This is a genomic window from Terriglobales bacterium, assembly GCA_035691485.1.
Classification (GTDB): Bacteria; Acidobacteriota; Terriglobia; order Terriglobales; family Acidobacteriaceae; genus JAIQGF01.
The window spans coordinates 126,907-139,830 of sequence record DASSIZ010000069.1; the positions used below are offsets into that span (position 1 = coordinate 126,907).

Below are 12,924 nucleotides of genomic sequence, written 5' to 3' on the forward strand. Positions count from 1 at the left end.
CTATTCTTCGACGTGCTGAGCCGCGTCGTCCTGGTCGGGCAAAACGACCTCAACCGGCGGAGGCGCGCCGTTGCTCTTGCCGTTTGCCTTACCGTGAATCGGCAACACCATCTGGTCGCTGCTCACGCGCGTTTTGTGATCGTCGTAAGCGCGAATGATGCGCTGTACCAGGTGGTGGCGGACCACGTCGCTTTCGTCGAAATGCACAAACGAAATCCCGTTGACGTTGCCCAGGATGTCCACCGCCTCCAGCATCCCGCTGCGCTTGGTCGCAGGCAGATCGATCTGGGTGACGTCGCCGGTAATCACCGCCTTGGAATTAAAGCCCAAGCGGGTAACGAACATCTTCATCTGCTCGGAGGTCGTGTTCTGCGCCTCGTCGAGAATGATGAAGGAATCATTCAACGTGCGCCCGCGCATGAAAGCAATAGGCGCAATCTCGATGATGTTCTTCTCCAGGTAGCGGTCGATCTTCTCCGGGTCCATCATGTCGTAGAGCGCGTCATAGAGCGGCCGGAGGTAGGGATCAACCTTCTCCTGCAATGTGCCGGGCAGAAAGCCGAGGCGCTCGCCGGCCTCAACCGCGGGCCGGGCAAGGATGATCCGGTTCACCGTCTTGGCGACCAGGGCGGAAATGGCCATGGCGACCGCAAGATAGGTCTTGCCGGTGCCCGCCGGACCGATGCCGAAGACCATGTCGTTCTTCTCGATCGCCTCCACGTAACGGCGCTGATTCAAGCTCTTGGGCTGAACCGTGCGTTTGCCGAAGGAGCGCTGGCGTCCGGCCTCGGCGAGACCGCGCAGCGTGGCGGTCGGGTCGGAACCCAAAACGCGCAGCATGGAACCCAGGTCGCCGTTGTTGAAGACGAAGCCGGTGCGCTGGAGGTGATCGTAATCGGTGAAGACCTGCTCGGCGCGGGCGACGTCACGAGCGGCGCCTTCAATCTCGACGAAGTCCGCTTTCAGGTCGATGGTAACGTTAAGGCCTTCTTCGAGGAGGTGGAGGTTTTCGTCCCGGGTGCCAAACAGGGTCTCGATTTTTGGAGTAATGTCGACGTTTTTCTTCATTTAATGCTGAGCGTAGCCTCCCGCTGTGACGCCGGGAACTCCGGCGCCTGCGTCTGCGGACATGGACATGTCTGGAATGGTCAGAAGGGCCGATGCTCGCCACCAGGTGGAAGCAACTACCATTGAGCCTAGAGTACGACGTGCTCTGGACAGAGTCAATGCCAACGCGCCTCGAGGGCGTGCATTAACAGCCTCCCCCTGCCCACTAAACGGGAACGGACGACGTTGACAAGCCCTTTCGTCCACCAGATACAAGCCCCTTCGTCCACCAGCTTAGATGTCTTCCACCGAATTAGATGTCAAAAGGCAATGAAAAGAACGGCTCTGGGCCGCAATTCTGGCCGGCGAATGAGGGCTGCGCCGCGCCTAAATAGCTCGTTATCAGCAAATTCGCCGCGATTGGGGGCAGAGCGCAATTGACCGGCGCGGCATCAACCCGTAAAATACAGGTTTGGCCCACAGGAAAAATTCTCAGAGGATAATCAGTTCCATATGGCAAATCACTTCTCGGCTCTGAAACGCGCGCGGCAGACGGAAAAGCGCACCGCCGCCAATCGCGCCAACAAGTCGCGCCTGCGCAGCGCTCTGCGCACCTTCCGCGCGGCGCTGTCCGCCGGCAACCAGGAACAGGCGCAAGCCGGGTACCGCGAAACCGCTTCGCAGCTGGATAAAGCAGTGCAGAAAGGCGTGCTGCACAAGAAAACGGCATCGCGTTATAAATCGCGGCTGGGCAAGAGACTGAACGCGGTTGGAAAGTAGTCGGATTTTTTAGGAGTTAGCGGCAGGCTACGTGCCTGCCGTTTTTGTTTTGCGGCAAGCAAGACGATGACATAATCGGTGACAATGGGTTTCACCACAACCGAGATGATTGCCACCGTGGCAGTTCCGGCAGCGGAGAAAAGGGCCACCTTCGTTGCGAGGCCGGGCGCAATTCTCGCCTGCATTTGCGCAGCGACGTTCGTGCTGTACCTGGGTACGGCCTGGTTCGGATTCGTGCTCGACGACGTTTACCAGGTACTGGACACGGCCGCCATCCACTCGTGGGGTTACTTTTTCGGATATTTCACTTCTGCGACCTTCGCGACGCCCTATTATCGGCCGCTGCTGCTGGCCTGGTTCCGAATCAACGATGCCCTGTTCGGAGCGAATGCCGCAGGATGGCACCTGTGCAGCGTGACCCTGCACGTGGCAGTGACGGCGCTGGTGTATGCGCTGGCGCGACGCCTCGGCGGAACCACGACGGTGGCCCTAATCGCGGCGCTTATCTTCGGAGTACACCCGATTCACATCCAGAGCGCAGCCTGGATATCGGACGCCTGCGATCCGCTGAGCGCGATCTTCTTGCTCGCTGCGTTCCTGGCGTGGGTGCACGGGGAGCAGCGATCTTCCACAACATGGAAAGCGGCAGCCGCGGCCGCGTATGTGCTGGCGCTTCTAACCAAGGAAGGCGCGGTTGCCCTTCCGGCGCTGATCGTCGCCTATGCCGCCATCTATACCGACGGCAATTGGAAAGACAAGGCGAGACGGGCTATCTCAAGCGCTCTGCCTTTCGCTGTCATCACCGCGGCGTATTTATACGTGCACGAGGAATTGACACGATCGGTGGTGGGCAACCAAATGAACCTGAGTTTCACCACGGCGCTGCTCACCGTACCGTCGTTGGTGATGTTCTATTTGAAGAAGCTGTTCGTGCCGATCGGCCTGAGCGGGTTCTACGACAACCCGTATATCAGGACGGCAAGCTTCGGAGACTTCTTTTTGCCGTTGATCGTGCTTGCGGTGGTAGCGGGCGCAGTCTGGCTGTGGCAGCGCAGGGCAAAAGAATCGCGGCTGATCGCCTTCGCCACCTGTTGGTTCGTGCTCACGCTGGCGCCGGCACTCGATGTTCGCAAACTCCCACACGACGGCGCGGCGCACGATCGCTATCTTTACCTGGCGTCGATGGGGTTCTCGATCCTGATCGCGCTCGGGCTGGAACAGATGCTGGCAAGTACAGCGCCTGCCAACCGCGAGCGAGTGACTGCGGCAGCAGCCATAGCGCTGGCCGTCGTTCTTGTTGCACTGAACTTGCCGCAACAGGTTTACTGGGCAAATGATTATCTGCTCTACCAGCGCGGGGTTGCGATCGCGCCGGGCAACGACCGGGCGCGCAATAACCTGGGCCGCGTGCTGGCCGAACGCGGGGACTTCCGCGGCGCCGAAACCCTGTTTGTCGACATCCTGAGCCGCAACCCGGATTCGGCTCTTGCGCATTACAACCTGGGCTACACCCTGTATCGCGAGGGGCGTTACGCCGAAGCGGAGCCGCACCTGGTGCGGGCGACCGCAGGCGAGCCGTCCAATCCTTTCATGCACCTCTACCTGGGGCTCACGGCGATGCGGGAAGGAAAACTCGATATCGCGGAGCGCGAAGTCGGGCAGGCAGTCCGCATGCGGCCGGGCCATCTGGGTTTCCATCTCGCTCTCAGCTACGTGCTGGAGAGCAAGGGTGATTTGAGGGGCGCACTGCAGGAAACACGGGCGGAACTGGCGCATGCTCCCGGAAATGCGGCCATCCGCGAGCGGGCGGAGCAGCTGGCGACGAGGTTGGGAACTAAACCGGCAACTGCTGCTGCTCCCAGCCGGATTCGGTGACAGGCGGCTCGGAGCAGAGATCCAGCACCAGGCGTTCGAGCACCAACCGCTTGCTGGGCGGATTGGAGCGGAGATCGAGATCGGCGCGCGCGATGAGCCGCAAGGCGCGCGTGAGTTCACGGCGCGATTTGTAGCGGCGGGCTTGCTTGAGGATGTCCTCGGCGGCAAACGGAGGCACGCGGAAGCCTTGCCACAGCGCCGCCCAGAGCGCACGCGAGTCGCGCACACGCTTCTCGAAGATGACCAGCATCTGGCGGAAGGATTTGGCCAGCATGTAAAGATGGCCAATGGCAGCCTCTTCGCCTTCCCCAGAGGACAAGATCGCTTCCAGCACACCCAGCGCACGCACGCGGTCCTTTGCGGAAATGGCGTCGGTCAGCTCGTAGAGCGAGCGCTGCTTGGCGGCCAGAACCATGGTCTCGACGTCGCCCAGCGTGATCCGTTTCTTGTCCCCGACGTAGAGGATGAGCTTCTCCAGTTCGTTGGCGACCAGCATCATGTCGCCGCCGAGTGCGTCCACTAGTTCGCGGGCGGCATCCGGGTCAGTGTTCACGCCTTCGGCGGATGCGGTCTCAATGGCCCAGCGCACCGCCTCGCCCTCCTCAACCCGCGCCAGCTCGATAATGCCGCAGAACTGGCCGAGCGTTTCACGAATGCGCTCGTAGCGGTCCCGGTCAGTGAGTTCCATGCGGCGCACGTCGGCGGGAATGCTGATGTGATCGGCGACAAAAATCAGCAGAGCGTCGGGATTGGGATTGGCGACGTAGTCTTCCAGCGCCTTGAATTCCGCATCGTGGGAGCCGCGAGTGTAGAGCGCTTTTACGCTGCGGATGAAAAACACCTGGAATGGCGCCATCAGCGACGGCGTGCGAGCGGCGTCCAGGATCTCGACCAGCGGCGTTTCGGCAAGATCGAATTCGTGGAGCGAGAAGTCGAGCAGATCAGCCGGAACCAGGTGCTGGAGAACCGCCTCGCGGCACTGTCGGCGAAAAAACGCCTCGTCGCCCGCGAGCAGGTAGCAGGACTTCAGCTTGCGCTGCTTGATCTCGGTAACGAATTTTTCCGCGGCCGCGAATGCGCGCATTCAGTAAGCCTCCAGAATGTTGGAGACCAGGGTGCGGGCGAAATCGCGGGAGAGGCGATCCACGGCGGGCGAGTCTTCCTCGAAGAAGCTGGTCAGCTCGCGCGAGACTTCGTACTGCTCGCGAAAGGTGTAATTCGGGTTGTCGAACAGCACCGCGCCTTTGCGGTCCACCAGGGAGACGCGCATGGTAACGGTGACCAGCGCGCTGGAGGCGCGTCCGGTCTGCGAATCGTAGGTGAGCGGCGCCAGCTGCATGGTGGTAATGCTGCCGTGGAGAATGGCGTCGGCATCGTCTTTCGTTTCGCTGAGAATGCGGAATTTCGTCCGCGTAACGAATTCGCGCACCACGGCAGAGGTCAGCACCTGCTCCACGCGATAGCTCTGCGTCTGGTTGGTGAATGCAGGAACGGCGATGGCGTGGATCGAGTCAGGCAGGCGGACGTAATGCGTGGTCGTGTGGTAACCACAGCTCGCGGCGAGCAGTGTAAACAAACTGAGAGCGGCGATGAGTGAAATCCTCGTCACAATTCGAGAAGTACCTTCGCGCGTATTCCTACTGCAGCTTTCCCTTCGGCATCGCCGTTGCCATCTGCTGGGCGGATTCGATGGCGGTCAATGCCATCACGCGAAGGTTGTCGGCTGCGGCCCAAATCCAGAAACCGGTCTCGCGCTGCGCATCGGCGCGGATCCACACCATCACATCCTCCTGGCCGGCGGCGGCAACGTTGCTCGGCGACTCCTCCGAGCCGCGGGTCAGCGCCACATGCTCGCCGGCAATGGCCTGGGAGAAGTCGCCCAACGAATGGGACTCGTCCAGCTCAATGTAGAGCGAAAACACGTGGCCGTGGAAGATGGGCGCCTGGATGAGCATCAGCGAAGGTACCAGCGCATCCTGGCCGCTGATTTGGCGGTAATGCGCAAGAATACGTCGTTCCGCGAGGTCTAGAGACGGAGAGGACATCTCGCCATAACGCGCCAGCAGATTGAAAGCGACCTGCGCGTCGAAGACATTCTTCGGCAGTTCCTGGAATGACAAGAGGTTCACGGTCTGCTCGTGGAGTTCGTCCATGCCGGCGCGGCCACGTTCGGAGGCGGGCTCAAAAACGGTGGCGACGGCGGAGCGCACGTTGGCAAGCTTCTGGGCGCGCGTGATGAGCAGCCCGAGAACGACAGCAGCAGGATGGGCGGCAATCACCGGCGCGGGCTCCAGCTCCGGCATGTGCAAGTGGCCCAGTTCGCGCTCCAACCAGGGCGAGCGGACGCGGGCGCCGGGCACGTCTTCCAGCCCGTAGGAGAGATCGACGATCATGCTTCCGGCCTGTTGCGCCACGCGCCAGTGCTTGCGGGCAAAATCGGGTTGAGAAGCAAAGAAAGTGAAATCGATGTGCTGGAAATTTTCCGGGCGCACGCTTTGCACGAACGTAACTTCCTCGCCGACAGCCTCCAGTTGGCCGAGCGATTCGTCGTCATCGAGCAGCTTCACGTCCACCGCGGGAAAACTGGTCTGTGGCAGCACCTCAGCAAGTTCTTTTCCCTTCAGGGTGCCGGCGCCCACGATGGCAACCTTGTACAGCCCGTTTTCTGACCTGGCGAGTTGGTGAGGGCGGTTCATCGGGCGGGCGTGGCCTCCAGCGGAGGCGCGGGCGGGCTGCCGCGTCGCCGGATGATATACAGCAGCCGCGCGAATACGCCCGACAGCATATAGAACAAGGCCAGGAAAAACAGGAAATACTCGGAGAAGTAGCGGATGCAGGCGATGATGCCGCCGACGATCAGCACTACCCAGAAGGGATGGCGGCTGCGAAAATCGAGGTCCTTGAAGCTGTAAAAACGCCAGGTGCTGATCATCAGGTAACCGGTTACGAATACCAGCGCGGCCCAGATCAGACCCATCCACCAAGTCATGACGGGCGCGCCATCAGTGAAGTGCACGATGGCGGCAATCACGCCCGCCCCGGCCGGAATCGGCATGCCGACAAAATACTTCTTGCCGGGACGCCCGGGATTCGAGGGCTGCGGGTTGACCTGGATGTTGAAGCGGGCCAGTCGGCTGGCGCCGGCGATCAGGAACAGAAATGTAGCGATCGCTCCCAGTTGCACGATGCGCGCCATCATGTCATTGCCATTCAACGGTGCCAGCGTGCGGAATCCCCACATCCAGGCCAGGAAGGCGGGCGCGACACCAAAAGTAATGACGTCGGCCAGGGAATCAAACTCGCGGCCGAAATCGCTTTCCGTGTTGGTCATGCGCGCGATGCGGCCATCGAGGCCGTCAAAGATTACGGCGAAGCCGATTGCCTTGGCAGCGTTGTCGTAATGCCAAGGTTCGGCGACCGAGCCCTGAACCGCGTGATAGAGGGCGTAGTAGCCAAGCGCCATGTTGAGCGTGGTGAACAGCGAGGGCAGGAGGTAGATGCCGCGGCGGAAACGGCGGGAACGGGGACGATCGCCGGCGCGGCGCAGCAATGGTCCGCTCATGGACGTGCTCCCTTCTCGCGTTGCGCCCCGGTGAGTACATCGCCACGTTCACCCGCTGGCGCGGCAACCGGCGCGACGGCAAGGATACTCGAACCGCCGGAAACGTGCTGGCCGACCTTGACTTGAACGGAGAATGTGGAGTCGAAAATCACGTCGCAACGCGAGCCGAACTTAATCATGCCGATCCGTTCACCGCGCGACACGGTGTCGCCCACGTGCTTGGTGAAGATGATGCGGCGCGCAATCAGTCCCGCAATTTGCTTGAAGATCACGGTTTGCGAGCCGTCATCCACGGTGACGATATTCTGCTCGTTGCAGTCTGCGCTGCCGGCGCCCAACGCATTCTTGAACAGCCCTTTGCGGTACTGGACGTCGCGGATGATGCCCCCCATCGGCGAACGGTTCACGTGCACGTCAAACACGCTGAGAAAGATGCTGATCCGCGTGCGTGGACGACCATCGATCTCGACTGGAACGATGTCGGTGACACGACCGTCTCCGGGAGAGACGATGGCGCCGGGAACCGCGGGGATCTCACGCTCCGGATCGCGGAAGAACCAGGCACAAAACGCGCCCAGCGCCAGCGGAATGATCGCCCAGGCCGGAGAAGCCAGCCAGGCAAGCAGTCCGGCAGCGACCAGCGAACCGAGCGCGTAATAGTAGCCGTCGCGAACCATGGGCTTAGGCAATTATAAAGGGCGGGGGCAGGTTGACCGGGCGACCGGGCAACAAAAAACGCGACCGAAGCCGCGTTGGTCGTACACGAAACTCATTTGCCGCGTGGCGGCAATATCCCCGAGAGGGGGCTAGTCAATGATTACGCTACGTTGTTGCCCTGGTGCCGGAACTGCTGCTCCAGGGACTCCATCTGGTCCTTGAGGCGCAGTTTCAGCTTCTTCAGACGAACCTCTTCGATCTTCTCATCCTCGGATAAAAATCTCTTTTGGATGAGGCTTTCGAGCCGTTGTGAGTATTGTGAATGTTCTGTAGCGAGGCGGCGAAATTCTTCATTGCTGGCGATGAGCACATCCCGAACCTGAGAAGCCATCCAGCAGACCTCCGGAGGGTTCAATCCTGCTAAAGGCTAGCACGAGGCCAGAGCGGCTTCAATCGGATTTGCAGGAGCGGCCTTGGTTTTTTTAACTGCCCCAATGGAAGTGCAATTTTGAGACTGCAGCCGCCAGCGACCGGCCGTCGGCATTCAGCCGCACGCCGGGTTCTTTAACGGCGGAATACCGGTTTTACGGTACAGCACCGCGTCTTCCGCGGGATTATGGTAGTAGTCACGACGGCGGCCTGCCTCGACAAATCCATGCTTTTCATAGAGCTTCCGGGCCGCTGCATTCGATTCTCGCACTTCCAGGAACACACTCATCCCGCCGTGGTCTTTGAACACAGCAATGAAATGCGTCAGGAGTGCCGATCCGATGCCCCGTCGTTGGACGTGGGGAACCACCGCAATGTTTTCCAACTCCCACTCGGGACCGAGTTGGCTGGCGACGAGAAAGCCCTGCACGTCGTTATCTTCGAACACAAGTGCGAGACGGGGCGGATTGCCGGAAAAGATGCGCTGGTAAGCCTGCTCGCTCCAGCGCGTGCCGGTGCCCGCCTGCGCTTCGATGGAGCGCATGGCGGCAATGTCACCGGGAGTAGCGGGACGAATACTCATTTGGAAAATTGAGATTAGACGGATGTTCGCCGCTGGGCAAATTTCAGATTTTCAAATTTCAATTCAAGTCTGCTTAGAGAAGATCTCCGCATCCGAGCGGCGGATGTAATTGGCATCCAGCGCTTCGGGTGAGGTGACATGGCCGGCTGCGATCTTCATGGCACCCAGGCGAGCGATCACGTCACTTTGCGGACGCGGCGCCACCCGCACCTCGGCGCCACGTTCGCGCAGCGCCGTCGCGATGGATTCGTCGGTAGTAACGACAGGCATATTCGGCGCGACCTGCATTTCTGCCGCGAATTCCTGGAGCGGCATCAGAACCTCGCGCTGGAGCTTCGGCAGCGCACTTTCGACGATGACGTACTCGCCGACATAAACCTCACCTCGCATGGCATCGAGAGCGGCGATGACCGGCAGATCGGAGTGACTGTTGGATTGCAAAGAACCCCGATCCACACCCGCCCAGGCCATCGCCTCCAACAGCGACACGGCAGCGATCGGCTTCTGCGTAATTTCCGCCAGTGCCTTCACAGTTGAGAGCCCGACGCGTAAACCAGTGAAAGAGCCGGGACCCGAGGCCGCGACGTAGCCGTCAATCGCGCTTTTGTCGAAGTTGTGGCGCGCCAGGAGAGCAGAAATTTGCGGCATCAGTTGCGCCGAATAGGTGCGGCCGGCGAGGGACACAATTTCAAGCAACTCACAGTCGCGGCCGTCCGCGCCACATTTGCAAAGGGCTACACTGCCACTCGCACCGGCCGTGTCTATGGAAAGAATCAACATTGGACCGAGTAACTGCGTAAGCGGTAACTGTTTAATCGGACTTGCACCCAAATTCCCAATTACACAATTCTCTAAACCCCCTCTGGCTGCTCCTCGCACAGCTCCAGCAGCACGCCGCCGGCGCTGGACGGATGGACGAACACGTAAAGGTGCCCGCCGGCGCCTACCTGGATTTGCTCATTGATCAATCGCACGCCTGACTTCTTCAGGTTCTCCACCGTGGACGCCAAATCATCGACCCGCAGCGAGACGTGATGGAGGCCTTCGCCGCGCTTGGCGAGGAACCTGGCAATGGGGGAGTCGTCGGAGAGCGGTTCCAGCAGCTCGATGCGGCTCTCGCCAATCGGCACCATGGCCAGGCGAACCTTCTCCTGCGGGACGGTTTCTTCCGGCATGACCGTCATACCGAGTTTTTCGTAAAACAATTTCGCCTGGGCGAGGGATTTGACCGCGATTCCGAGATGATCGATTTCAAACATAAATTCAGTACCTCAGTACCTGAGTACCTCAGTTGTGTCCTGAGCATCGACTCAGGAACACTCAGGTACTTAGGTATTCAGGTACTCTTTATCGTCCCAGTTTAGCTACGATCTCTTCTACCAGCGAGTACGGGTCGCGCTTGTGCTCGGCGATTTCAGCGGCATAGCGCTTCACCGCGCCGTCGCCCATCTGATCACGCAGCACGCGCTCCAGCAGCGATTCGCGCAACATCTCCACCAGGCGCTCCTGCCAGTTCTGCACTTTTTTCGACAATCCGAGATTGTTCTGCCGCAAAAAACTCTCATAGGAGGCGATCGCGTTGGCCAGCTCCAGCGTTCCCTGGCCTTCGCTGGCGACGGTTTTCACGATCGGGGGCGTCCAATTGTCGGAGCGCATGGAGAGCGACTGCATGGCGCGTATTTCGCGCTCCACCCGCTCGGCGCCTTCACGATCGCTCTTATTGATGACGAAGACGTCCGCAATCTCCATGATGCCGGCCTTGATGGTCTGCACGTCGTCGCCCATGCCGGGCACAAGCATGACGACCGTGATTTCGGCGAGGCGCACGATGTCCACCTCATCCTGGCCGACGCCGACGGTCTCAATGAGCACAAGGTCGCGCCCGCTGGCATCAAGCACAGTTGCGACATCCGAGGTGGTGCCTGCCAGCCCGCCCAGCGAGCCGCGCGTGGCCATGCTGCGGATGTAGATACCGGGGTCGGAATAGTGCGAGCCCATGCGAATGCGGTCACCGAGGATCGCTCCGCCGGTGTAGGGACTGGTCGGATCGACCGCAATGATTCCGACAGTCTTGTTCTGCTTCCGGTATTGTTTCGCGAGCTGGTCGACGAGCGTGCTCTTGCCGGCTCCCGGCGCGCCGGTCAGGCCGATGATCCGCGCGTGTCCGGTATGGGGAAACAGCGCCTTCAGCAGTTCCAGGGATTCGGGAGAACGGTTTTCTACTGAGGAGATGGCGCGCGCCAGGGCGCGAGGATCGCCGGCGCGTATGCGCTCAACCCAATTTTTTATATCCAATGCCATTGGCTATTAGCCATTGGCAATTGGCTGGCCGGAATAAGCCAGCCGCCAAGCGCCAAAAGCCAAAAGCTAGTCTTTCAGAAGCTGGCGTGCAATCACAAGCCTTTGAATTTCGCTGGTCCCCTCGCCGATGGTACACAGCTTGACGTCCCGGTAAAACTTTTCCGCCGGATAATCCTTGATGAAGCCATACCCGCCGTGGATCTGCACGCCCTCATTGGCGCAGCGCACCGCGACTTCGCTGGTATAAAGCTTCGCCATCGAGGATTCCTGCGTGGTTTTCATGCCCTTGTCCTTCATATCGGCGGCGCGCATGGTGAGCAGGCGGGCGGCATCGATCTCGGTGGCCATGTCGGCGAGCTTCCACTGAATGGCCTGGAATTCGCTGATCGCCTTGCCAAACTGCCTGCGCTCTTTTGAGTAATTCAGAGCCGCCTCGAACGCGCCTTGTGCCATGCCCAAGCCGAGCGCGGCGATGGAGATGCGGCCCCCATCCAGGATGCGCATGGCATCGATGAAACCGTCGCCTTCCTTGCCGAGCAGGTTTTCCGCGGGAATGCAGCAGTCCTCGAAAATCAGCTCCGCGGTATCGCTGGCGCGCAGGCCAAGCTTATTTTCTTTTTTGCCGGGACGGAATCCTTTCATGCCCTTCTCAACGATGAACGCGGACAGCCCATGCGTATGCGCCGCCTTGTCGGTGACAGCGAGTACGACCACAACATCGGCGTAGTGGCCGTTCGTGATAAAAGTCTTAGTGCCGTTCAGGACCCAGCAATTGCGGCGGCGGACGGCGGTCATGCGCGCGCTGCCGGCGTCAGAGCCGCTGCCCGGCTCGGTCAGGCCCCAGGCGCCGAGGTGTTCGCCGGTGGCGAGTTTGGGAACGTATTTCCGCTTCTGCTCCTCGTTCCCGGCGACAAAAATGTGATTCGCGCACAGCGAAGTATGCGCGGCAACGATGATGCCCACCGAGCCGTCCACGCGCGACAATTCCTCGATCGCCAGTACGTACTCGATATAGCCCATTCCCGCGCCGCCATATTCAGGCGGAAAGATGATGCCCAGCAGCCCGAGCCGGCCCAGTTCCTTGATCGTCTCCAGGGGAAAACGTGATTCCTCGTCCCAAGCCATCACGTGGGGACGAATTTCACGCTCTGCGAACTCGCGCACGCTCCGCTGCAGTTGCAACTGCTCGTCGTTGAGTTGGAAGTCCAAATCCTGCCTCCGACCAGTGCGGCGGTCGACCGCAAACCGAACCCAAACACATATAACATACGCTGGGGGTAAGGCAAAGAGTCGCTTATGAAGAAGTGAGGAACTTCAGTAACTTAGAGGAGCCAGATGTCAAGAATTTGACAGGGTAGAAAGGGCGAAGTATCTGAGTAATTAGATGCTCAGGTACTTATTTCGCGGAAGAAACCGTTTCGCTCTTGTGCATCTTGCTGGCAACGAACTTCCACAGCCATACCGGCGCTATCAGGATAGCGGCAGGGTTCTTCGTGAACGCGGGTTGATTGCCTTCGATCACGTGGCCAAGCGTGGCCAGCCCTAGGGCTGCGGGAATCAAAAGCAGGCCAAGGATGGGGTGCCACCACACCACTACGACCGAGGAAAATCCCAATGGAATCGCGACCAGGTGCAGCGCACGGTTCACGGGATGCGTGTGCTGATCGTCGTAGAGCGACAAGAGCTTCAT

The 12,924-nt window shown here is 60.1% G+C and carries 15 protein-coding genes; 2 read left to right on the forward strand and 13 right to left on the reverse strand.

The annotated features are described in order from the left end of the window. Complete coding sequence (locus VFI82_08950) at positions 1 to 1,068, reverse strand: PhoH family protein (protein HET7184802.1); 1,068 nt, start codon at positions 1,066 to 1,068, stop codon at positions 1 to 3. A 492-nt stretch (positions 1,069 to 1,560) separates the two neighbouring features. Between VFI82_08950 and rpsT the strand changes: the two genes are divergently transcribed. Both rpsT and VFI82_08960 read left to right on the forward strand, forming a co-directional pair. Beyond that, the gene (gene rpsT, locus VFI82_08955) at positions 1,561 to 1,827 is read left to right on the forward strand and encodes a 30S ribosomal protein S20 (GenBank protein ID HET7184803.1); all 267 of its coding nucleotides are present in this window, start codon (positions 1,561 to 1,563) and stop codon (positions 1,825 to 1,827) included. A gap of 84 nt (positions 1,828 to 1,911) precedes the next feature. Then, complete coding sequence (locus VFI82_08960) at positions 1,912 to 3,702, forward strand: tetratricopeptide repeat protein (protein HET7184804.1); 1,791 nt, start codon at positions 1,912 to 1,914, stop codon at positions 3,700 to 3,702. Here the strand turns inward: VFI82_08960 and holA are convergent. From holA to VFI82_09020, 12 genes are all read right to left on the reverse strand, one after another. Beyond that, positions 3,662 to 4,786, reverse strand: a complete 1,125-nt coding sequence (gene holA, locus VFI82_08965; GenBank protein HET7184805.1) for a DNA polymerase III subunit delta — start codon at positions 4,784 to 4,786, stop codon at positions 3,662 to 3,664. The two genes, VFI82_08960 and holA, sit on opposite strands and share 41 nt — an antisense overlap. Then, a complete protein-coding gene (locus tag VFI82_08970; GenBank protein ID HET7184806.1) occupies positions 4,787 to 5,311 on the reverse strand; it encodes an LptE family protein in 525 nt (174 codons plus the stop codon). It lies immediately after the preceding gene. A gap of 28 nt (positions 5,312 to 5,339) precedes the next feature. Next, a complete protein-coding gene (locus tag VFI82_08975) occupies positions 5,340 to 6,398 on the reverse strand; it encodes an Asd/ArgC dimerization domain-containing protein (protein ID HET7184807.1) in 1,059 nt (352 codons plus the stop codon). Further along, positions 6,395 to 7,264 carry a CDP-diacylglycerol--serine O-phosphatidyltransferase gene (gene pssA, locus VFI82_08980; protein HET7184808.1) on the reverse strand — a complete coding sequence of 290 codons (870 nt, stop codon included), beginning with the start codon at positions 7,262 to 7,264 and terminating at the stop codon, positions 6,395 to 6,397. The genes VFI82_08975 and pssA overlap by 4 nt, the downstream gene beginning before the upstream one ends. Beyond that, positions 7,261 to 7,941, reverse strand: coding sequence for a phosphatidylserine decarboxylase (locus tag VFI82_08985; GenBank protein HET7184809.1), 681 nt, complete (start codon positions 7,939 to 7,941; stop codon positions 7,261 to 7,263). Before VFI82_08985 ends, pssA begins: the two co-directional genes overlap by 4 nt. Positions 7,942 to 8,081: 140 nt before the next feature. Then, positions 8,082 to 8,312: a DUF465 domain-containing protein gene (locus VFI82_08990; protein HET7184810.1), complete on the reverse strand. Its 231-nt coding sequence runs from the start codon at positions 8,310 to 8,312 to the stop codon at positions 8,082 to 8,084. Between the two features lie 153 nt (positions 8,313 to 8,465). Beyond that, the gene (rimI, locus tag VFI82_08995) at positions 8,466 to 8,933 is read right to left on the reverse strand and encodes a ribosomal protein S18-alanine N-acetyltransferase (GenBank protein ID HET7184811.1); all 468 of its coding nucleotides are present in this window, start codon (positions 8,931 to 8,933) and stop codon (positions 8,466 to 8,468) included. A gap of 63 nt (positions 8,934 to 8,996) precedes the next feature. After that, positions 8,997 to 9,713 (reverse strand): tRNA (adenosine(37)-N6)-threonylcarbamoyltransferase complex dimerization subunit type 1 TsaB, encoded by a 717-nt coding sequence (tsaB, locus tag VFI82_09000; GenBank protein HET7184812.1) that lies wholly within the window; start codon positions 9,711 to 9,713, stop codon positions 8,997 to 8,999. A 71-nt stretch (positions 9,714 to 9,784) separates the two neighbouring features. Next, positions 9,785 to 10,192: a methylmalonyl-CoA epimerase gene (gene mce, locus VFI82_09005; protein ID HET7184813.1), complete on the reverse strand. Its 408-nt coding sequence runs from the start codon at positions 10,190 to 10,192 to the stop codon at positions 9,785 to 9,787. Between the two features lie 88 nt (positions 10,193 to 10,280). Then, positions 10,281 to 11,234, reverse strand: a complete 954-nt coding sequence (gene meaB, locus VFI82_09010; protein HET7184814.1) for a methylmalonyl Co-A mutase-associated GTPase MeaB — start codon at positions 11,232 to 11,234, stop codon at positions 10,281 to 10,283. A 66-nt stretch (positions 11,235 to 11,300) separates the two neighbouring features. Beyond that, positions 11,301 to 12,443 (reverse strand): acyl-CoA dehydrogenase, encoded by a 1,143-nt coding sequence (locus tag VFI82_09015; protein HET7184815.1) that lies wholly within the window; start codon positions 12,441 to 12,443, stop codon positions 11,301 to 11,303. A gap of 187 nt (positions 12,444 to 12,630) precedes the next feature. Continuing rightward, the gene (locus tag VFI82_09020; protein ID HET7184816.1) at positions 12,631 to 12,924 is read right to left on the reverse strand and encodes a DUF962 domain-containing protein; all 294 of its coding nucleotides are present in this window, start codon (positions 12,922 to 12,924) and stop codon (positions 12,631 to 12,633) included.